The organism is Roseixanthobacter pseudopolyaromaticivorans, from assembly GCF_043195145.2.
GTDB lineage: Bacteria > Pseudomonadota > Alphaproteobacteria > Rhizobiales > Xanthobacteraceae > NCEH01.
The window spans coordinates 4,515,608-4,534,861 of record NZ_CM195539.1; the positions used below are offsets into that span (position 1 = coordinate 4,515,608).

21 protein-coding genes are annotated in these 19,254 nt (G+C 67.9%); 14 read left to right on the plus strand and 7 right to left on the minus strand.

Annotated features, from left to right (window positions below; all coding sequences use genetic code 11):
* The first annotated feature begins 5 nt into the window (after window positions 1-5).
* Genes V5F68_RS21010 through dnaQ form a run of 4 tightly spaced genes read left to right on the plus strand, consistent with a single transcriptional unit; the run spans window position 6 to window position 2,824 of the window.
* Window positions 6-620, plus strand: a complete 615-nt coding sequence (locus tag V5F68_RS21010; protein WP_394015449.1) for a Maf family protein — start codon at window positions 6-8, stop codon at window positions 618-620.
* A complete protein-coding gene (locus V5F68_RS21015) occupies window positions 617-1,465 on the plus strand; it encodes a shikimate dehydrogenase (RefSeq protein WP_394015448.1) in 849 nt (282 codons plus the stop codon). The genes V5F68_RS21010 and V5F68_RS21015 overlap by 4 nt, the downstream gene beginning before the upstream one ends.
* A 3-nt stretch (window positions 1,466-1,468) precedes the next feature.
* Window positions 1,469-2,077, plus strand: coding sequence for a dephospho-CoA kinase (gene coaE, locus V5F68_RS21020; protein ID WP_394015447.1), 609 nt, complete (start codon window positions 1,469-1,471; stop codon window positions 2,075-2,077).
* A gap of 12 nt (window positions 2,078-2,089) precedes the next feature.
* Window positions 2,090-2,824, plus strand: a complete 735-nt coding sequence (dnaQ, locus tag V5F68_RS21025; protein WP_394015446.1) for a DNA polymerase III subunit epsilon — start codon at window positions 2,090-2,092, stop codon at window positions 2,822-2,824.
* Between the two features lie 118 nt (window positions 2,825-2,942).
* Here the strand turns inward: dnaQ and secB are convergent, their stop codons facing one another.
* On the minus strand, window positions 2,943-3,425 hold the full coding sequence (gene secB / locus V5F68_RS21030) for a protein-export chaperone SecB (RefSeq protein ID WP_348845776.1): 483 nt from the start codon (window positions 3,423-3,425) through the stop codon (window positions 2,943-2,945).
* Window positions 3,426-3,557: 132 nt separating this feature from the next.
* Between secB and V5F68_RS21035 the strand changes: the two genes are divergently transcribed.
* A complete protein-coding gene (locus V5F68_RS21035) occupies window positions 3,558-3,767 on the plus strand; it encodes a DUF1674 domain-containing protein (RefSeq protein WP_394015445.1) in 210 nt (69 codons plus the stop codon).
* A 26-nt stretch (window positions 3,768-3,793) separates the two neighbouring features.
* On the opposite strand, the gene V5F68_RS21040 is transcribed toward V5F68_RS21035, so the two are convergent.
* Window positions 3,794-4,600 (minus strand): undecaprenyl-diphosphate phosphatase, encoded by an 807-nt coding sequence (locus tag V5F68_RS21040; protein ID WP_348845774.1) that lies wholly within the window; start codon window positions 4,598-4,600, stop codon window positions 3,794-3,796.
* A gap of 243 nt (window positions 4,601-4,843) precedes the next feature.
* Between V5F68_RS21040 and V5F68_RS21045 the strand changes: the two genes are divergently transcribed.
* The 3 genes from V5F68_RS21045 to V5F68_RS21055 all read left to right on the plus strand — a co-directional run bounded on the left by V5F68_RS21045 (window position 4,844) and on the right by V5F68_RS21055 (window position 7,762).
* On the plus strand, window positions 4,844-5,533 hold the full coding sequence (locus V5F68_RS21045) for a glutathione S-transferase family protein (protein ID WP_394015444.1): 690 nt from the start codon (window positions 4,844-4,846) through the stop codon (window positions 5,531-5,533).
* Window positions 5,534-5,600: 67 nt separating this feature from the next.
* Window positions 5,601-6,794, plus strand: coding sequence for a tRNA epoxyqueuosine(34) reductase QueG (gene queG, locus V5F68_RS21050; protein ID WP_394015443.1), 1,194 nt, complete (start codon window positions 5,601-5,603; stop codon window positions 6,792-6,794).
* 59 nt (window positions 6,795-6,853) lie between these two features.
* Window positions 6,854-7,762, plus strand: a complete 909-nt coding sequence (locus tag V5F68_RS21055) for a Rossmann-fold NAD(P)-binding domain-containing protein (RefSeq protein ID WP_394100492.1) — start codon at window positions 6,854-6,856, stop codon at window positions 7,760-7,762.
* Window positions 7,763-7,793: 31 nt separating this feature from the next.
* Here V5F68_RS21055 and V5F68_RS21060 read toward each other — a convergent pair whose 3' ends face one another.
* Window positions 7,794-9,749: a SpoIIE family protein phosphatase gene (locus V5F68_RS21060; RefSeq protein ID WP_394015441.1), complete on the minus strand. Its 1,956-nt coding sequence runs from the start codon at window positions 9,747-9,749 to the stop codon at window positions 7,794-7,796.
* Window positions 9,750-9,860: 111 nt separating this feature from the next.
* Entirely contained in the window at window positions 9,861-10,376 is a 516-nt protein-coding gene (locus V5F68_RS21065) for a universal stress protein (protein WP_394015440.1), read from the minus strand.
* A gap of 167 nt (window positions 10,377-10,543) precedes the next feature.
* Here V5F68_RS21065 and V5F68_RS21070 point away from each other — a divergent pair, with 167 nt between their 5' ends.
* Together V5F68_RS21070 and V5F68_RS21075 are read left to right on the plus strand one after the other, a co-directional pair.
* Window positions 10,544-10,978 carry a GlcG/HbpS family heme-binding protein gene (locus tag V5F68_RS21070; protein ID WP_348845769.1) on the plus strand — a complete coding sequence of 145 codons (435 nt, stop codon included), beginning with the start codon at window positions 10,544-10,546 and terminating at the stop codon, window positions 10,976-10,978.
* Window positions 10,979-10,980: 2 nt separating this feature from the next.
* Window positions 10,981-11,514, plus strand: a complete 534-nt coding sequence (locus V5F68_RS21075; protein WP_394015439.1) for a D-glycero-alpha-D-manno-heptose-1,7-bisphosphate 7-phosphatase — start codon at window positions 10,981-10,983, stop codon at window positions 11,512-11,514.
* Window positions 11,515-11,797: 283 nt separating this feature from the next.
* Here the strand turns inward: V5F68_RS21075 and V5F68_RS21080 are convergent, their stop codons facing one another.
* Window positions 11,798-12,388 (minus strand): malonic semialdehyde reductase, encoded by a 591-nt coding sequence (locus tag V5F68_RS21080; RefSeq protein WP_394015438.1) that lies wholly within the window; start codon window positions 12,386-12,388, stop codon window positions 11,798-11,800.
* A 241-nt stretch (window positions 12,389-12,629) separates the two neighbouring features.
* On the opposite strand from V5F68_RS21080, the gene V5F68_RS21085 reads away from it, so the two are divergent.
* The 3 genes from V5F68_RS21085 (at window position 12,630) to V5F68_RS21095 (ending at window position 15,451) form a co-directional block, all read left to right on the plus strand.
* Entirely contained in the window at window positions 12,630-13,856 is a 1,227-nt protein-coding gene (locus tag V5F68_RS21085; RefSeq protein WP_394015437.1) for a pyridoxal phosphate-dependent aminotransferase, read from the plus strand.
* A 19-nt stretch (window positions 13,857-13,875) separates the two neighbouring features.
* On the plus strand, window positions 13,876-14,940 hold the full coding sequence (locus tag V5F68_RS21090; RefSeq protein WP_394015436.1) for an AbrB family protein: 1,065 nt from the start codon (window positions 13,876-13,878) through the stop codon (window positions 14,938-14,940).
* Between the two features lie 103 nt (window positions 14,941-15,043).
* Window positions 15,044-15,451 (plus strand): DoxX family protein, encoded by a 408-nt coding sequence (locus tag V5F68_RS21095; protein WP_394015435.1) that lies wholly within the window; start codon window positions 15,044-15,046, stop codon window positions 15,449-15,451.
* Between the two features lie 19 nt (window positions 15,452-15,470).
* On the opposite strand, the gene V5F68_RS21100 is transcribed toward V5F68_RS21095, so the two are convergent.
* Together V5F68_RS21100 and V5F68_RS21105 are read right to left on the minus strand one after the other, a co-directional pair.
* Window positions 15,471-16,232, minus strand: coding sequence for a M48 family metallopeptidase (locus V5F68_RS21100; protein WP_394015434.1), 762 nt, complete (start codon window positions 16,230-16,232; stop codon window positions 15,471-15,473).
* Window positions 16,233-16,370: 138 nt separating this feature from the next.
* Complete coding sequence (locus V5F68_RS21105; protein WP_394015433.1) at window positions 16,371-17,711, minus strand: polyhydroxyalkanoate depolymerase; 1,341 nt, start codon at window positions 17,709-17,711, stop codon at window positions 16,371-16,373.
* A gap of 157 nt (window positions 17,712-17,868) precedes the next feature.
* Between V5F68_RS21105 and V5F68_RS21110 the strand changes: the two genes are divergently transcribed.
* On the plus strand, window positions 17,869-19,227 hold the full coding sequence (locus V5F68_RS21110) for an ActS/PrrB/RegB family redox-sensitive histidine kinase (protein WP_394015432.1): 1,359 nt from the start codon (window positions 17,869-17,871) through the stop codon (window positions 19,225-19,227).
* The last annotated feature ends 27 nt before the right edge of the window (window positions 19,228-19,254 follow it).

The window sequence follows — 19,254 nt, forward strand, 5'->3', positions numbered from 1 at the left end:
CGGCCATGACTCTCTGGCGCGGCCTCCATCCTCTCGCGCTGGCCTCGCGCAGCACAACCCGGCGCGCCTTGCTGGAAGCCGCAGGCCTGCCGGTGGATCTGGTGGACGGCGAGGTGGACGAGCGCGCGATCGAGACTGCCGCGCCGGCCTGTGAGGCCGGGCCGGACGACGTCGCTCGCATGCTCGCCCGCGCCAAAGCCTTCGCTGGCGCCCGCAAGCTTGATGCCGATCGCCTGGTGGTCGGCGCCGATCAGACCCTGGCGCTGGGCGGTGTGGTGTTCCACAAGCCGAAGGATCGGGAGAGCGCTCGCGCGCAGCTGTCCCGCCTCGCCGGCCGCACCCATGCGCTGCATTCGGCCGTAGCGGTGGTGCAGGACGAGGAGGTTGTTTTCGAGACGGTTCAAACGGCGCGGCTGACCATGCGGCCCCTCTCAGATACCGCGCTCGACGCCTATCTGGATGCCGCCGGGCCGTCCGTGCTCACCAGCGTTGGCGGCTATCAGCTGGAAGGGCTGGGCGTGAACCTGTTCGCGGCCATCGAGGGCGATCATTTCACCATTCTCGGCCTGCCGCTGTTGCCGCTGCTGGGATTTCTGCGGGATGAGGGCGTGCTGTTGTGAGCGTGAAATTGTGCATCAGCGGCCATCCCGTGGCCTATTCCCGCTCGCCCATGCTGCATGGCTATTGGCTGGAAAAGCACGGACTCTCCGGCACCTATGGCCGCGAGGATGTCCCACCGGAGGAAGCCGCGGCCTTCTACGCGAACTTCGCCGCGCGCGGTTATGCCGGCGGCAATGTGACCGCGCCGAACAAGGAAATCGCGTTTCGTGCCGTGGCCGAGGCGGATGAGACCGCCCGCGCGCTCGGGGCGGTGAACACGCTGTGGTTCGAGGACAGGCGTCTCCACGGCGGCAATACTGACGTTTACGGGTTCTTGGCCAATCTCGATGCCGGCGCGCCGGGCTGGGACGCGGCCGGCGGGCCGGTGCTGGTGCTCGGTGCGGGCGGTGCCTCGCGGGCCATCGTCCATGGGCTTTTGTCGCGCGGCGTGGAGAAGCTCTGGCTTGCCAACCGCACGTTGGAGCGCGCGCAGGCGCTGGCGGAGCAGTTCGGGTCGCGCGTGGTGCCGATCGGCCTCGGCGAGATCGCCGCGCCACTGGCGGATGCGGCTTTGCTGGTGAACACCACCTCGCTCGGCATGAAGGGACACCCGCCGCTCGACCTCGATTTTTCGCCCCTGAAAGCCGATGCGGTGGTGACGGACGCGGTCTATGTGCCGCTGGAGACGCCCTTGCTGAAGGCCGCACGGGCGCGCGGACATCGCATCGTGGACGGGCTCGGTATGCTGCTGCACCAGGGCGTGCCGGGCTTTGAGCGCTGGTTCGGCGTGCGGCCGGAGGTTGATGCGCCGCTGCGCGAGCTGATCGTCGCCGACTTGCGCGCCAAGGGCCAGCTGGAGGCCTGATCCATGTGGATTCTCGGCCTCACCGGCTCCATCGGCATGGGAAAATCCGCCACCGCCGGCTTGTTCCGGGCGGAAGGCGTGCCGGTGTATGACGCCGACGCGGCCGTGCATGCGCTCTATCGCGGGGACGCCGTCGCGCCGGTGGAGGCCACCTTTCCCGGCGTGACGAAGGACGGCGCCATCGACCGTCCCTCCCTCTCCGCCCGCGTGCTCGGCGACGCAGAGGCGATGAAGCGGCTGGAATCCATCGTTCATCCCCTCGTGCGAGGGCAGGAGATTGCCTTCCTCGACCGGGCGCGGGCGGCGGGTGCGCGGCTCGTGGTGCTCGATATCCCCTTGCTGTTCGAGACCGGCGGCGAAAAGCGCGTCGATGCGGTGGCGGTGGTGAGCGCACCGGAAGATGTGCAGGAAGCGCGGGTGCTGGAACGCCCCGGCATGACGCCGGAGCGTTTTGCCACCATCCTGGCCAAGCAGATGCCTGATTCGCAGAAGCGCGCCCGGGCCCATTTCCTGATCGATACGGGGCGTGGGTTCGAGAGCGCCGGCCATCAGGTGCGCGGCATCGTGCGCGCGCTGAGCGGGCCGGGCCGGCGGCCTCAGGCGGGGAAGTGAGCGGAAAAGACCATGCGGGAAATCGTCCTCGACACCGAAACCACCGGCCTCGACGCCAATAAGGACGACCGGCTGGTTGAAATCGGCTGCGTGGAAATGGTCAACCGCATCCTCACTGGCACGGTCTATCACGTTTATATCAACCCGGAACGGGACATGCCGGTGGAGGCGTTCAACGTCCACGGCCTGTCCGCCGAGTTTCTTTCCGACAAGCCGAAATTCGCCGAGGTGGCGGACGCCTTTCTCGATTTCATCGCCGACGACACTTTGGTGATCCACAACGCGGCGTTTGACATCGGCTTTCTGAATGCGGAACTCACCCGCGCCGGCCGCCCCGTCATCGCGCGCGACCGCGTGGTGGATACGCTCGCCTTGGCGCGGCGCAAGCATCCCGGCGCGCAGAACAGCCTCGACGTGCTGATGAACCGGTACGGCATCGACAGCTCGCGCCGCGTGAAGCATGGCGCCTTGCTGGATGCCGAGCTGCTGGCGGAAGTTTATAGCGAATTGCTGGGCGGCCGGCAGGCGATGCTGGTCGGGCTCGTGGAAGAGACCGGCGGCGCCGCGCCGCGCCTGATGGCGGAAACCGTGATCGCCGCGCGCATGCGGCCGGTTCCCCTCGCCCCTCGCCTTACGCAGGAGGAACACGCGGTCCATCGCGCTTTCATCGAACAGATGGGCGACAAGGCGCTTTGGGCGCAATATCTCGTGGACGAAGTGCGGGCCGAAGAGGCCATGCGAGGCTGAAGCTCCGGGCGTCCGGCGCCGCGAACCCTCTCAGAAATCTCCCTCTCCCCCACGGGGAGAGGATTGGGGTGAGGGCTCCGCCGCGATCAGCGAAAGCCCTCACCCCGCTTGGAAATCCTCAGGCCTGGCCGACCGGCTGCAGGCGCTGGGCTTCGGCCATCATGCGCTGCTGATAGAGGCTGGCGAAGTCCACGGGATCGATCATCAGGGGCGGGAAGCCGCCGTTGCGCACCGCGTCCGCCACGATCTGGCGGGCGAAGGGGAACAGAAGGCGCGGGCACTCGATGAGCACCACCGGCTGGAGGCTCTGCTCGGGAATGCCCTGAATGCGGAAGATGCCGCCATAGGTCAGGTCGAAGGCGAACATGGTGTTGCCCTGCACCGAGGCCTTGCCGTCCACCTTCAGCTCGACTTCGAACTCGTTGTTCGCGAGCGGGCGTGCGTTGACGTTGATCTGCACGCTCACGTCCGGCTGGCCGGCGGGGCTCGCCAGCGAATTCGGGGCGTTGGGATTCTCGAACGAGAGATCCTTGATATATTGCGCGAGGACATTGAGCGAAGGCGCCACATTGTCCGCCGGGCTGCCATTTTGAGTCGCCATGCTCGTCTCCCTTGAGGCTGGTCCTCGTCCCCATGCGAGGTGGCGGGTCGCTAGCATGCCTCAGGACGAGGGGCAAGGACGCCAGCGGGGATGCACCATAGGCGCCCTGCTTATGACGTGAGGAAGACGCGCATGACCGAAGCTGAGACCAAGGCGCCAGGCAGCGCACCTGGAAAGCCCCTCACCCCCGCAGCGCAGCGCGCCTTGGCCGAGGCTGCGGAACGGCGCGCGGCGATCGACGCGGTCGCCAAATCCATGCCGAAGGAGGTGAACGGGCGCGGCGGCACCGAGCCCGTGCGCTATGGGGATTGGGAAGTCGGTGGCATCGCCTCCGACTTCTGAGGCCGAAAGAGGGGCGCGCTAACCCTTCAATGGACGATGGCGAGACCGATAAGGCCCGCCACGCCCACGATGATCCGCCACCAGCCGAACACCGCATAGCCGTGGCGGGAGACGAAATCGAGCAGCGAGCGCACCACCAGCACCGCGGCGCAGAAGGCCGCGACGAAGCCGATGACGATCAGCAGCCCATCGTCCAGCGAGAGCATGTTGCGGCTCTTGTAGAGATCGTAGACGAACGCGCCGAACATGGTCGGCAGGGCGAGGAAGAAGGAGAATTCCGCCGCCGCCCGCTTGTCCACGCCCATCAGCATGGCGCCGACGATGGTGGAGCCCGAGCGCGACATGCCGGGAATCATGGCGAGGCACTGGAAGAAGCCGATCTTCAGTGCCAGCAGGGGCGGGAAGCCCATGGCGTTGTTGTAGCGCGGCTCCGGCACGATGCGATCCACGAACAGCAGCACGATGCCGCCGAAGATCAGCGTGAAGCAGATCAGCATCGGGCTTTCGAACAGCACCGCCTTGATGAAGCCGTGCAGCGCGGCCCCGATCACCGCCGCCGGCAGGAAGGCGATCAGCACGCCGAGCACGAAGCGCCGCGCGCCGGGGCTGGTGGGCAGCGCCACCGCCACCTTTAGGAACCGCTGGAAATAGACCGTGAGGATGGCCAGCACGGCACCGAGCTGGATCAGCACCTCGAACGTCTTGCCCGTGCTCTCGAAGCCCAGAAAATGCCCGGCCAACAGCAGGTGCGCGGTGGAGGATACCGGGATGAACTCGGTGAATCCTTCCAGGAGGCCGAGGAACAGGGCTTCGAGCATGGTGCCGAGGGTCATGGCGCGGGAGTCCGGGCGTGAAGGGAAATGGCCAGGGGCCATGAAGCGGCGGCATCCTGAAATTTTCGCTTAACCGGTGCAATGCAAAAGCGCCCGTCGGCGCTTGGGTGGACCTAAGGTCAGGAGTTTGGTTTGGTTCACCATGTGGCCCTATTGCCACAGGGCGGGCCGCCATTCGGTCTTGCGGCACTGCGAGAACCGATCTAGACCGGGGATCAGCCGCAGCGGCGAAATCCCCCAGACATGCATCTGTACCATCATCCTTTCTGTCCCCATTCGCGTTTCGTGCGCCTCCTGCTTGCCGAATACGGCATCGAGCCGGAGCTCGCGGAAGTGCGCGTGTGGGAGCGCCGGCCGGAGTTTCTGGCGCTGAACCCCGCCGGCGAAACGCCGGTGATGGTGGAGCAGCAGGCGCCTTCCGTTCCCGGCGCCAGCATCATCGCCGAATATCTCGACGAGACGCGCGGCCTTGCCCTCGCTGACCGCCGCCTGTTGCCGGAAGACCCGGCGGGGCGCGTGGAAGTGCGGCGCCTTGTGGCTTGGTTCAACGACAAGCTGTTTCTGGAAAGCACCGAGCATCTGGTGCGCGAGCGGATCTACAAGCGCTATATGAAGTCCGATCAAGGCGGCGGACCGCCCGACGCCCAGGCGCTGCGTGCGGCGCGCACCAATCTGCGCTACCATCTCAAATACATCGGCTGGCTAGCGAAAGGCCGCAATTGGCTGGCCGGAGAGCGCATGAGCCATGCCGACCTTGCCGCTGCCGCGCATCTTTCGGTGGCCGATTATCTGGGCGATGTGCCGTGGGACGAGGACGAGGACGCAAAGGCCTGGTACGCGCGGCTGAAATCGCGCCCGACCTTTCGCGGCCTGCTGAACGATTCCATTCCCGGCATGCCGGCCTCTAGCACCTATGCAGACCTGGATTTCTGACCGGACAGGATAAGCCCCCGCTCGCCGGAGCGGGAAATCCTCTTCCCCCCGTCCCATGCCGCTTCCTATGACCGGCACCATCCCCCTCCCAGCCCTTCCCCACATCGGCGAGAAGGCTTCGACGGTGGAGACGCCCCCGGATTGGGCGGCTCTCAAAGCGCATCTGCACGCCCTCGCCCTCGCCGAGGGGTTCGACGCCTTCGGCATCGCCGATCCCGACGCCGCCTCGGCTGCGGGCCCTCGCCTGCGCCAATGGGTGGCGGAGGGAAGCCATGGCGACATGGGATGGATGGCCGAGACCCTGGACCGTCGGGCGCACGCCCGCACCCTATGGGGCGCGGTGCGCACCGTGGTAATGCTCGGCCTCAATTATGGGCCGGACGAGGACCCGCGCGCCGCGCTGGCGCAGCGTACGGGCGGCGTCATTTCGGTCTATGCGCGGGGCGAGGATTATCACGAGCTGATCAAGGCGAAGCTCAAGCGCATCGCCCGCGCGCTGCTCGCAAAAGCCGGCTGCGGCGATGTGAAGGTGTTCGTGGATACCGCGCCGCTGATGGAAAAGCCCCTCGCCCAGGCGGCGGGCCTCGGCTGGCAGGGCAAGCACACCAATCTGGTGTCGCGGGCGCGCGGCTCCTGGCTGTTCCTCGGCGCCATCGCCACCACGCTCGATCTGCCGGTGGATACGCCCGAAAGCGACCATTGCGGCCATTGCCGCGCCTGCCTCGATGCCTGCCCCACAGCCGCTTTCCCCGCGCCCTATCGCATCGATGCGCGGCGCTGCATTTCCTACCTCACCATCGAGCATGCCGGTCCGATCCCGCGCGATCTGCGCTCGCTTATGGGCAATCGCATCTATGGCTGCGACGATTGCCTCGCCGCTTGCCCCTGGAACAAGTTCGCCCAGGCCGGACGCGAGATGAAGCTGGCCGCGCGGGATGAGAATCGCGCGCCCGCCCTCGCGGAACTGGTCGCGCTGGACGATGCGGCGTTCCGTGTGCGATTCGCCAAAAGCCCCATCAAGCGTACCGGGCGGACCCGCATGGTGCGCAATGTGCTGATCGCCATGGGAAATTCGCAGCACCCCGCTTTCATCCCGCACATTCTTCTCCGGCTTGAAGATGAGGCGCCGGTGGTGCGCGGTGCGGCGGTGTGGGCGCTCTCCCGCCTGATGCCGGCGGCGGAGTTTGCGCAGCTTGCGGCGCGGCGCGCGCCGGACACGGACCCCACGGTGCGGGCGGAATGGGAGGCGACCCTCTCCTGAACCGTGGGCGCCTGGCGGCGGGCCCCGTTTGGCTCTTGCCCGAAGCGCCTGGCTGCGTCATGACCGATGGCATGAGCACGCTGCTGGCGGTGGGATTGGGATATTGCGGGCGCGCCCTTCTGGCGCGCGAGCCTGCGCTGTTTTCCCGCGTCATCGGCACCAGCCGCACGCGCGAAGGGGCGCAGGCACTCGCCGCGCTGGCGCGGCCGGGGCTGCCGGTCACGGGCCTGCCGTTCGACGGTGTCCATCTCTCCGCTACGCTCGAACAGGCGCTGCGCACGGCGAATGTGCTGCTGCTCTCGGCCCCGCCGGGAGAGGCGGGCGACCCGGTTCTGGCCGTGGGTCGGAAGGCGCTGATGGCGAATGCGCATCTGCGCTCCGTGGTCTATCTCACGACCCTCGGGGTTTATGGTGACCACAAGGGCGCCTGGGTGGACGAGCGCACCAAGCCGAAGCCCGGCTCTGCGCGCCTGGAGCGGCGTCTTGCGGCCGAGGCGGAATGGCTGCGCTTCGGCGGCGCGCGCGATGTGCCGGTCGCGATCCTGCGGCTTGCCGGCATTTACGGACCCGGCCGCAACGCTTTGGTGCAGGTGGCGCGGGGGGAAGCGCGTCGCATCGACAAGCCGGACCAGGTGTTCAACCGCATCCATGTGGACGATATCAGCGCCAGCATCCGTGCCGCGGTGAGGCGTCGGTTCAACGGCGTGGTGAACGTGACCGACGATCTGCCCACCGCGCCCGGCGAGCCGATTCTCGCCGCCGCGACGCTGCTGGGCGTGGAGCCGCCGCCTGCCATTCCCTTCGACGAGGCGGCACAGGAGATGACGCCCATGGCGCTCTCCTTCTGGGCGGCCAACAAGCGGGTTGCCAACGGCCGGCTGAAGGACGAACTGGGCGTGACGCTCGGCTATCCCACCTATCGGCAGGGCATCGCCGCCCTCTATGCCGCCGGAGAAGGGCGAAGCTGAACACCACCGGCCGCTGACCTGCGGCCGCCCACTACGGTTCCTGTTTCAGCCAGGATTTCAGCAGTTCCAACTGCTGGGGCCCCTGCACGGAAAGGGCGCGCGCAAGGCGGAGCTGCGCCGCGTCATCCGGGCTATGTTCCACCTGCCGCGCAAGTTCGGCAGCGCCCGCCAGGCCGAACTGACCCAGCAGCCCTGCCAGCGCATGGGCTTCCCGCCGAAGGGCGGCGCTGTCGCCGGCATCGACGAGCGCGTCCCACGCTTCAAACCGGCGCGCGGCATTCTCCACGAACCGCCCGGCGAGGGATTGAAACGCCGCCGGGCCCACGGCCTGCCTTAGCGCCGCCACCCCTGACAGCTCCAGCCCGTTGGAAGCGTTCGCGCCGGGCGCGGCATGGCCGGGCGGGATGTCCCTCGGCGCCCCATGCGGCGCATCGGGAGCGGGATGGGCCTCCGCCAGCTCCACATCCGGCGGCGGAGCCTGCGCGGCGTCGGTATCGACGCGCTCCAGTAGGATCAGCATCCAATCGTCCTGCGGGTCGGGGCCGAGGCGGGCGGCGATACGGGCAGCGGCCCGGCCGATCGCCGCCGGCAGGGGCAGGGCGGCGCGGCTCTGCACCTCGCCGATCAGCCAGTCGGGACAATTGCCGCCGCTCGCCAGTTCCACCGGGTCCAGCCCGTCGGTGGCGAGCAGAAGCCGTTCTCCTGGCGCGAGCGTCAGGCAGACGGCTTCATAGAACGGCTGGTCGGCGAAGCCGAGGAGCGGCCCTTCGCAGACCACCGCGCGCGCGGAATCGGCGGTGAGAATCATGGGATGGGGATGGCCGGCGGAGGCGATCTCGACCCGCCCGTCCGCCAGCAGATCCACCACCAGGGCGGTGGCGATGGCGGCGTCGAAGGCCGGTTCGCCAAAGATCAGGTCCGACCAGCGGGCCAGGAATTGCCCGGGCGACAAGCTGGGATCGAGATCCAGCGCGCGCACCATGGCGGCATGGGCGATGGCGCCGGCCTTGGCGTCGATGCCGTGGCCCATGACGTCCACCATCACGATGCGCTCGCGCCCCGGGCGCGGCAGATGCACCACCAGGTCGCCGCCGCCGATGTCGGCGGTTTCGTGCAGCAGTGCCAGGGCGAACGGGCCGAGCATATCCGGCAAATTGGGCTGCACCAATTGGCTGAGCGTCGTGCCGAAATAGCGGAACAGCCGCGCCCGCTGGCGCAGCGCGCGGGTGAGCGCGAGCTGGATGGTTTCCAGCAGCGCGTCCGGCGTCACCGGCTTGGTGAGGAAGGTGTCGATGCCAAGCTCCAGGGCGCGGGTGCGCACGCTGGAATCCGCCGTGATCATGACGATGGGGATGGGCGGGCGGTCGCGGTCTTCCTCCAGCGCCGTCACCAGCGCCGTGCCCGGCTCGGAGCCGAGGTGAAAATCCGTGAGGATGAGGTCCACCTTGGTCTCGCGCGCCAGCAGCAGCGCGCTGCGCAGGTCGCGCGCCGCCATCACGCGATAATGCGGCTCCAGAAGGCCGAGATAGGTCTCCAGGAGCACTTCCTCGTCCTCCACCACCAGCAATTGGGGCCGGCGGCGCGCCAATTGGCGGCGCAGGAGAAACCGGTTCGGCGGGCCGGCGCTGTAGCTTGCCTGGTCGAGGAAATGCCGGGCGAGCGGCAGGCCGCGCCCCGAGACGGCATCGGGCGAGACGCGGGTAAGGCTCGCCGCCTCCCACGCCGCCGCGAAGCCCAGGAACGGGCCACCGTCATCCTCCAGCTCCGCGGTGAGCACGATGCCTTCCAGACGCACGCTGACGGAAAATTCCCGCGCCGGCGGGCGAGCGTGCTGGACGGTGTTGGTGGCCAACTCCACCAGGGCCAGCACCACCTCGTCGCTGATGTCCGCGCCGATGCGCAATTGCGACAGCTGGCGCCGCAAGGCCTTGCGCACCCAGGAGATGCTTTCCAGCGTGGCGGGCTTGCGCGCCTCGAACAATTTCACCGTCGGTCCCTCTTCCGTTCAGTCATGGTGGCAGCAAGGGCCGCGGCAGGCCAGTGCGGCCTCCGTCAGGGGAAGCCGCATGCGGCCTCGATCCGCCAACTCCGGGCCGGCTCAGGCGAGGGCGTCCAGTTCCTCGTCCGAGAGCGCGCCCGGCACGATGGTGACGGGAATGGGAAAGCGTGCCGCGTGCGGGCCGGCGGCGGCAGCCACGAGCGGCCCCGGCCCGTCCGATCCGGTTCCGGCGGCGAGCACGAGGATGGCGATGTCGCGATCCTCGCTGATCAGGTCCAGCAAAGCGGCGCTCTTGCCGCCTTCGCGGATCACGGTTTCCGCCTCGATGCCCGCGAGCTGGCGGGCGCGGGCGGCATAATCGTCGAGATGGGCCTGCATGGCCTCGGTGGCCTCCGCGCGCATCAAATCGGCGATGCCGAGCCATTGCTGGCGCGCGCCTTCCAGCTCGAGAATGCCCAGCATCACCACCCCGGCGGCGGTGCGGGCGGCGCGGCGGCTGGCGTAATAGACCGCGCGATCGCATTCCGGGGTCTCGTCGATCACCACCAGGAACTTGCGGCGGTGTCCCGGCTCGTTGATCTGCCGCTTGGGATTGGTGTTGGTGATGGGATGCATGATCCGGCCCTCTCCCGCCTCGCCGCGATGCTGCCACGCGCGGTCCCTGCCATCGACAAAAAATCGCGCCGGCGCAACCGCCTCCGTGTCTTTCCCCGGTGTCTTTCCCTCAACGCGGGCTTGTAATACTCCTCCTGCCGTCGCACGGGGCGGCACGGGAGACGCGCATGTCGGTTTTGACCCTCGACCAGGCCCAGACCATCCTGTCCACGGCGCTGCGCCAGGCAGTGGCCCAGAAGCTCAGCCCGCTCGCCATCGTGGTGCTGGACGGGCGCGGCGCGCTCAAGGCATTCGGCGCGCAGGACGGCACCAGCCTGAAGCGCGGCGAGATCGCCATCGGCAAGGCGCGCGGCGCCCTGGCGCTGGGCATGGGCTCGCGCTCGCTGTTCCGCCGCGCGAAGGAGCAGCCCTTCTTCATCGCCGCCGCCGGCGAAGTGGTGGGGGATCTCATCCCGGTGCCGGGCGGCGTGCTGATTCGCGATGCCGCGGGCGCCATCTGCGGCGCGGTCGGCATCTCCGGCGACACCTCGGACAATGACGAGGCCTGCGCCGTCGCCGGCATCGAGGCGGCGAGCTTCCGCGCCGATCCCGGCCAGGATTGAGCGTGGGCGAAGGAAGCGGGGCGGGGGCGCAAGCCCTGCGTCCCGCCGCGTTCCTCGACCGGGACGGCGTGCTGAACGTCGATATCGGCTATGCCTTCCGCCCGGCGGACCTGCGCCTGATGCCGGGCGCGGGGGAAGCGGTGGCGCGGCTGAATGCGGCCGGCTACCTGGTGTTCGTGGTCACCAACCAGTCGGGCATCGCGCGCGGGCTCTATACGCTGGAACAGGCGCAGGCCTTCAATGCGGCGCTGGCGGAGGCGCTGTCCCGCCACGGCGGCCATGTGGACTGCTTCTATCTCGCGCCGTTTCACCCGGAGGGCAGCGTTGTGGAATATGCGCTCGACCATTTCGACCGCAAGCCCAATCCCGGCATGATCCTGCGCGCGCTCGAAGAATGGCCGGTGGACAGGACCCGCTCCTTCCTCATCGGCGACAAGGACACGGACCTGGAAGCGGCCCGCCGCGCCGCGCTGCCGGGACATCTCTATGCGGGCGGAAATCTGGACGATCTGGTGCGCGAAATTATTGGGGCCTGACCGAAAAATCGCGCCGCAAGGTTTGGCGGGCGCGGCATAAGCCCCGACGGTGGCCCGCAAACCCTTTGTTTTCGGCAGAATGTTTCACGTGAAACATTCGGATGCTGCGGACGAACGGCGGATTTGTGGGCGATCACGCCGCCTGTTCGGGCGACGAAACCGGCAATTCGGCGAACATGCGCGCCGAACTTCGGCAAACGCGCTCGTTCGCCGGCGAGAGGCGCCTCGGGAGAGGCGCCTCCGCGAGAGCGTCGAAGATCGGCCCGATCGGCCGCTCCGGTCCTCAGAGGATCTTCGCACCTTCCTCGAAGGGCAGGCGCGGCAGGCGGGGCATGACCTTAGCCGGGTCGCCGTGGCCGAGGGCGGCGATGAAATTGGTCTTCACCTTGCCGTCCGGGAAGAATTCCGCATCCAGCTTGGCGGCGTCGAAGCCGGACATGGGGCCGACGTCCAGCCCCACCGCGCGGGCGGCGAGGATGAAATAGGCGCCCTGCAGCGAGGAGTTGCGGAAGGCGTGCGGCTCGACCATGCCGGGATTTTTCACGAACAGATCTTTGAAGCCCGGCGCATGGGGGAAGAGCTGGGGGATCTTCTCGTAGAATTCCAGATCGTAGGCGATGATCGCGATGACCGGCGCGGCGAGCGCCTTGAGATTGCCTTCGGAGAGGGCCGGCTTCAGCCGCGCCTTGGCTTCGTCGGACGCCAGGAACAGGATGCGCGCGGGCTGGGTGTTGGCCGAGGTGGGGCCATAGATGGCGAGGTCGTAGAGCGCGCGCAGCTCGGCTTCGCTGACCGGCTGGTCGGTCCAGCCGTTCTGCGAGCGCGCCTTCAGGAACAGAGTGTCCAAAGCGGCCTGATCGATCGTGTAGCTCATGGCGTCACCGTGTGGAGGGGCCGGGCGGCAGCCCGGTATGGCCCTCGACTTAAGCTTGCGGCGCGGGTCGGTATAGGGGGTTGCCTTGCAAGGGTCATTTGCAGGAATGCAAACCACACATCAGCAATGCTGATTGATGGGTCACGCCAATTGATGGGCGCAAGCGCGCGAACATGAGTATGGTCGCCGCGCTTCCTTCCCGCGCCCGTGCGCCCAAAGGCTTCTGCCCAGGCTGTCCGCTATGACCGCATCCGCCCCCGCCGCCCGTTCCCCCCTTCCCGCCGCCGATCCTTTGCTGGATGCGGTGCGCGCCCATGTGCGTGCGCTGCCCGAGAGCGGCATCGTGGAAGTGATGAATTACGGCCGAAACCGCGAGGGCATCGTCCCGCTCTGGGCCGGTGAGGGGGATATTCAGACCCCAGCCTTCATCTGCGAGGCGGCCGCGCAGGCGCTGCATGCCGGCGAGACCTTCTACACCTGGCAGCGCGGCCTGCCGGAGCTGCGCGTGGCGATCGCCGATTATATCGCCGGCCTCTATGGCGTGCCCTCGGATCCCGAGCGCTTCTTCGTCACCGGCTCGGGCATGCAGGCGATCCAGATCGCCTTCGCGCTGGCGCTCGGCGCAGGCGACGAGGTGATCATCCCCTCGCCCACCTGGCCCAATGCGGCGGCGGCGGCGCAGAAAGCCGGCGCGCACCCGGTCTATGTGCCGTTCTCCTATGGCCCGGAGGGCTTTGCGCTGGACCATGCGCGCCTGGAGGCGGCGGTGACGCCGCGCACCCGCGCCATCTTCCTCAATTCGCCCGCCAACCCCACCGGCTTCGTGGCCTCGCTGGAGGATCTCAAAGCTGTGCTGGCGCTGGCCCGCAAGCACGGCCTCTGGATCGTCGCCGACGAGATCTACGGCCGTTTCCATTATGGCGCGGGGGCGCGCTCGCCCTCGTTCCACGACGTGATGGATGCGGACGATCACATCCTGTTCGTGCAGACCTTCTCGAAGAACTGGGCCATGACCGGCTGGCGCGTCGGCTGGATCGAGGCGCCCGCCGCGCTCGGGCAGGTGATCGAGAATCTGATCCAATATTCCACCTCCGGCGTCGCCGCCTTCATGCAGCGCGGCGCGGTGGCGGCGCTGACGCAGGGCGAACCCTTCGTGGCCGCGCAGATCGCCCGCGCCCATCGCGGCCGCGACCTGGTGGCGGACGCGCTGCTGGCCACCGGGAAAGTGGATCTCGTGAAGCCGGACGGCGCCTTCTATCTGTTCTTCGGCATCGCGGGGGAGCACGACGTGCGCAAGCTCGGCCTGCGGCTGGTGGACGAGGCGAATGTGGGCCTCGCGCCCGGCACCGCCTTCGGCGCCGGTGGTGAAGGCTTCATGCGGCTGTGCTATGCCCGCGGCGAAGCGCAGCTGCGTACCGCCGCCGACCGGCTGGTGCGCTGGCTGGAGGCCCGCCCCACCGGGCAATGAAACATTCAGGCGTTTTTTCATGAGCGTGAATATCCCGTCGCGCCGGGCTTTTCTGGTGGCGAGCCTCGTCACCCTCGCGAGCGGTGCGCTGGGCGGCTTCGTGTTCTTCCGCCTCGGCATGCCGGCGGCCTGGATGTCGGGGGCGCTGATGGTCACCACCGTGCTCGCCTTGTGCGGCGCGCGGCTGGAGGTGCCGACGCCAGTGCGGTTCATGGGCTTCCTGGTGCTCGGCGCCTCCATGGGCACCGCCATGTCGCCGGACATGCTGACCCACGCCGCCACCTGGCCGATCTCTATGGCGCTGCTCGCGGTCAGCGTGGTGGGCGTGATGGCGGGCAGCATGGCGTTCCTGGTGCGGGTGGCGCGCTGGGACGCGCAATCGGCCTTCTATGCCTCCGCGCCCGGCGCGCTCAGCACGGTGGTCGCCATGGCGGCGACCACCCCGGCCGACATGCGCAAGGTGGCCTTCTCCCAGGCCATGCGGCTGTTCCTGCTGGTGGCCGCCCTGCCCCATGTGATGGGCCGCGTCGGCCATCCCGCCGGCGCACCGGCCGCGGTGCCGCTTTCATCCCTGCCCGATGTGGCGATCCTGCTGGCGGTGAGCCTGGCGACCGGAGTGGCGTTCAACCGGCTGCGGGTGCCGGGCGGCATGCTCGTGGGGGCCATGACCGGCAGCGCCCTGCTGCACGGCTTCGGCTTTTCCCACGCCTACGTGCCGCCCGTTCTGCTGATTCCGAGCTATGTGGTGCTCGGCGCGGGGGTGGGCGTGCGGTTTCGCGGCACCGACCGGGCGACCTTGCGCTCCTGCCTGCTCGCCTCGCTCGGGGCGTTCGCGGTGGCGCTGGTGATCTCGGTCGCCTGCGCGCTGGTGGCGGCGCAGCTGACGCATGACGATCCCGGCAAGCTCATCACCGCATTCTCGCCCGGCGCGCTGGAGACCATGACCGTGCTCGGCTTCGCCATGGGATACGACCCGGCGTTCATGAGCGCGCATCATCTGTTCCGGTTCGCCGGAATTTCGGTTTTCCTGCCCCTCGCGGCCCATCTGCTGTTCACGATTCGTCGACAGCGCACGCTGGACTAGCGTTACGGCAGGGTTGTCACCGCATCGTGAGCGCTGCCGTGTTGCCTGCCATCGGCGCCCGGCCCAATGACAAGTCATCTCTGAACTTGCCGGAGGGGCACTCATGAACCGTCTCGACGATCTCGCATTGCTGGTGGGCCGCCTGCTGATGGCCGCGCTGTTTCTGCCCTCGGGCGTTCGCAAGGCCTCCAATCTTGGCGGGACCGCGCAATATTTCGCCGGGCTCGGCCTGCCCGCGCCCGATCTGATGGCGATCGCGGCGGCGGCCACCGAAATCGGCCTGCCGATCCTGCTGGTGCTGGGCGTGGTGCCGCGCCTCACCGCCTTCCTCTCCGGCGGCTTCGTGTTGCTGACGGGGCTGATCGCGCATCGCTTCTGGGATGTGGCGGACCCCGCGGCCGCCGTGGGCCAGCAGATCCATTTCCTCAAGAACGCCGCCATCGTCGGCGGCACGATGTTCTATTTCGTCTCCGGCGCGGGCGCCTTCTCGCTCGCAGGCCGCAAGCGCTGAGGCCCGGACGGCCCGCGCTTTATTCGGCGCCGTAGCTGTGCAGGCCGGCGCCATTGGCGCGCAGCCAGGCTTCGGCGATCTTCCGCTCGGGAAAGATGCGTTCCACGGCGCGCCAATAGCGCGGGCCGTGGTTCATTTCGAGCCGGTGCGCCACCTCGTGGGCGGCGAGATAATCCAGCACATGGGGCGGGGCGAAGATCAGCCGCCAGGAAAACGACAGGTCGCCCGAGGCGGCGCACGAGCCCCAGCGGCTCGCCGTGTCGCGCAGCGTAATGGCGCCGACCTCCACCTGGAGCGCGGCGGCATGGCGGCGCACGGCGGCGGTGAGGTCCGCCCGCGCGAGGCGCTTGAGATAATCGGTGATGCGGCGCGCGATGTGCGGCAGGTCGCCGGACACGCACAGCAGGTGCATGCCGTCCTGCGGGTCGATTTCCACCGAAACGACGCCGCGCAGGCTCTCGCGATGGACGATGCGGTGGGGCACGCCGCGCACGGGGATGGTCTCGCCCGGCGCGAACGGGACGCATTGCGGCAGCCGCACGAGGCGCGTGCGCACCCAGTCCAGATGGCGCTGGACGAACGCATTGGCGGCCGCGAGCGGCACATGGGGCGGCGCGGTCAGCGTGACATCGCGCGAGACCGTGCGCACGCGCAGGGTCAGCCGGCGTGCCGTGGGATGCCGCCGTACGCAGACCCGCACGGTTTCCCCATCCACCAGCAAGTCGATCCATTCGGCGCCGCGCCGCGCGGTCGGCGATATATCCTGCCTGCGAAAAAGCATGGCATTCCGACGATAGGGTGGGCCAGAAGCGGCCAGGAACAAGCTTACCGCCGAATGTGAAAAGATTCTTTGCCGAAAGGCTACCCCTTTGCGCCATCAGCGCGGGGGAAAAGCCCAAATGGCCAAAGAGTGACGCCGCTAGTGCGGGAACAGCTGCGTCACATTGTCGGCACCGGCGCGCGGACGCTCCTGGTTCATGATGAAGTCGGAAATGCGCGGCGCGATCTCCGAGCGGAAGCGCGAGCCGTTGAACACGCCGTAATGGCCGACGCCCGGCTGGAGGTAATGGGCGCGCTTTTCCTGCGGGATGTTGGCGCACAGGCGATGGGCGGCGAAGGTCTGGCCGACGCCGGAGATGTCGTCCTTCTCGCCTTCCACGGTCATGAGGGCGACATTGCGCACCGCTTCCGGCCGCACCAGATGGCCGTGATGGGTCATCTCACCCTTGGGCAGGGCGTGGGTGATGAAGCCCTTTTCAACCGTTTCAAGATAGAAGTCGGCCGAGAGGTCCATGACGGCGAGATATTCGTCGTAGAACTCGCGATGCTTGTCGGCCGGCTCGCCGTCGCCCTTCACGAGGTTCTGGAACAGGTTGTAATGGGCCTGCACATGGCGGTCGAGGTTCATGCTCATGAAGCCGGTGAGCTGCAGGAACCCCGGATAGACCTGCCGCATGGCGCCGGGATGGGCCCACGGCACCGTGGTGATGACGTTGCGGCGGAAGAATTCGATGCCCTTGTCCATGGCCAGCCGGTTCACGGCGGTGGGCGCCTCGCGGGTATCGATGGGGCCGCCCATGAGGATCATGGAGCGCGGCGCGTTGGGATCCTGCTCCGCTTCCATGCGCGAGACCGCCATCAGCACCGGCACCGCCGGCTGGCACACGGCGAGCACGTGGAAGTCTCCGCCGAAGCTGCGGAAGATGGAGATCAGATAATCCACGTAATCGTCGAGCCCGAAGCGGCCCTCCGCCAGTGGTACCATTTTGGCGTCGGTCCAGTCGGTGATGTAGACGTCGTGGGTGGGCAGAAAGGCTTCCACGGTTCCGCGCAGCAGCGTCGCGTAATGGCCGGACATGGGCGCCACGATCACCAGCTTGGGCTGGGGGCGGCGCGGCGGATATTCGAACGCGCGCGAGAAATGCAGCAGCCGGCAGAAGGGTCGGCTCCACACCGGGTTGATATGGACCGGCACCTTCATGCCGCTGACCGTGGTATGGGTGATGCCCCATTCCGGCTTGCCGTAACGGCGGGTGGTGCGTTCGAACAGTTCGAAGCCCGCCGCCATCGACTTGCCGGCGGTGGTGTGGGACGCGGGATTCATGGGATTGGCAAAGAACATGCGGCTGGCGTCGGCGAGCGCGCGCGAAGGGTTGAGTGCCGCGTGTGTCATCTCGTACAGCCAGTACAAGGGCGCGGACAGGCTGCTCCCGTTTGCCGATGGCTGGCGCGCGGCGCCACCATATTCACCTATAGCCATGGTCGTCCCTCACGTTCTTTCTTATCGCAGGAGAGTGTGGCCGGGTTTTCGAGCGGTCAATCTCGACAAAAGGTCCATTAGACGGTTGACCCATGTCATCCACCATTATGCTTGCGCCAGCCTAACGATATCCTGACGCCACACAGAGAACCCAGGCATGCAATACGGATCAGCGACCTTCCCTTATGGAAGATCATTCGGACTTCGGCTCGACACGCTGATTCGTCTGCGCTGGCTGGCGGTCGCCGGGCAGGTCCTGGCCTTGCTGGTGGTCCATGGCCTGCTTGGATTTCCGGTTCCGCTCATTTCCTGCCTCTTGGTGGTGTCGCTTTCCGCAATGGTCAACCTTCTGCTGCGGGTTCGGTTCCCGATCGCCCGCCGGCTGGAGGATGCCGCTGCCGGCCCGCTGCTGGCCTATGACGTGCTTCAGCTCACCGGGCTGCTCTATCTGACCGGCGGGCTGAACAATCCCTTCGCCCTGCTCTATCTGGCGCCGGTGACCATTTCCGCCACCGCTTTGTCCTGGAGCACCACGGTGGCGCTGGGGGTGCTGGCCATGGGTTGCGCCGGTGCCGTGGGCCTCTGGCACCAGCCGCTGCCCTGGTCCGGCCCGGACGCTCCGGCCTTGCCGGACCTGTATCTGGCGGGCACCTGGGTCTCCATCGCGGTGTCCATCGGCTTCATCGGCCTGCATTCCTGGCGCGTGACCGAGGAGGCGCGCGAACTGGCCGACGCGCTCGCGGCCACCGAGCTGGTGCTGGCGCGCGAGCAGCATCTCTCGCAGCTGGACGGCCTCGCCGCCGCCGCCGCCCACGAGCTGGGCACGCCGCTCGCCACCATCGCCTTGGTGGTGAAGGAGATGGCGCGCGGCACCGCGCCCGACCATCCCATGGCGGAGGACATCGCCCTCCTGCGCGACCAGGTGCAGCGCTGCCGCGACATCCTCCAGACCCTGACCTCGCTCGGCTCCGGCGACGCACCGTTCGACCGCATGCCGCTGTCGCTGCTGCTGGAGGAAGTGGTGGGCCCGCACCGCGACTTCGGCATTTTCATTTCCGTCACCCTGCCCGAGGATCGCAGCGAGGAACCGGTACTGGCGCGCAATCCCGGCCTCATCTATGGGTTGGGAAACTTGGTGGAGAATGCGGTGGATTTCGCGACCGCGCGGGTGGAGATCGAGGCGCGCTGGACCACCACCCGGATGGAAATCCTGGTGCGCGACGACGGCCCGGGCTTCTCGCCCGAGGTCAGCGACCGGATCGGCCAGCCCTACGTGACGAGCCGCGCGCGCGACCGCCAGAACAGCGAGGAGGAGAGCGGGCTCGGCCTCGGCTTCTTCATCGCCAAGACGCTGCTGGAGCGCACCGGCGCGGCGCTGGTGGTGGAAAACCGGGCGATGCCGGGCCGCGGTGCCGAGGTGAAGATCTCCTGGCTGCGGAACACCATCGAGATGGACGCCGACGACGGCGCGACAAACCCACTTCCCGCCCCCTATGCTGAAGCAAAGCCGGGCTGAAGGACGGCCGAAAGGTGACCCTGGCCC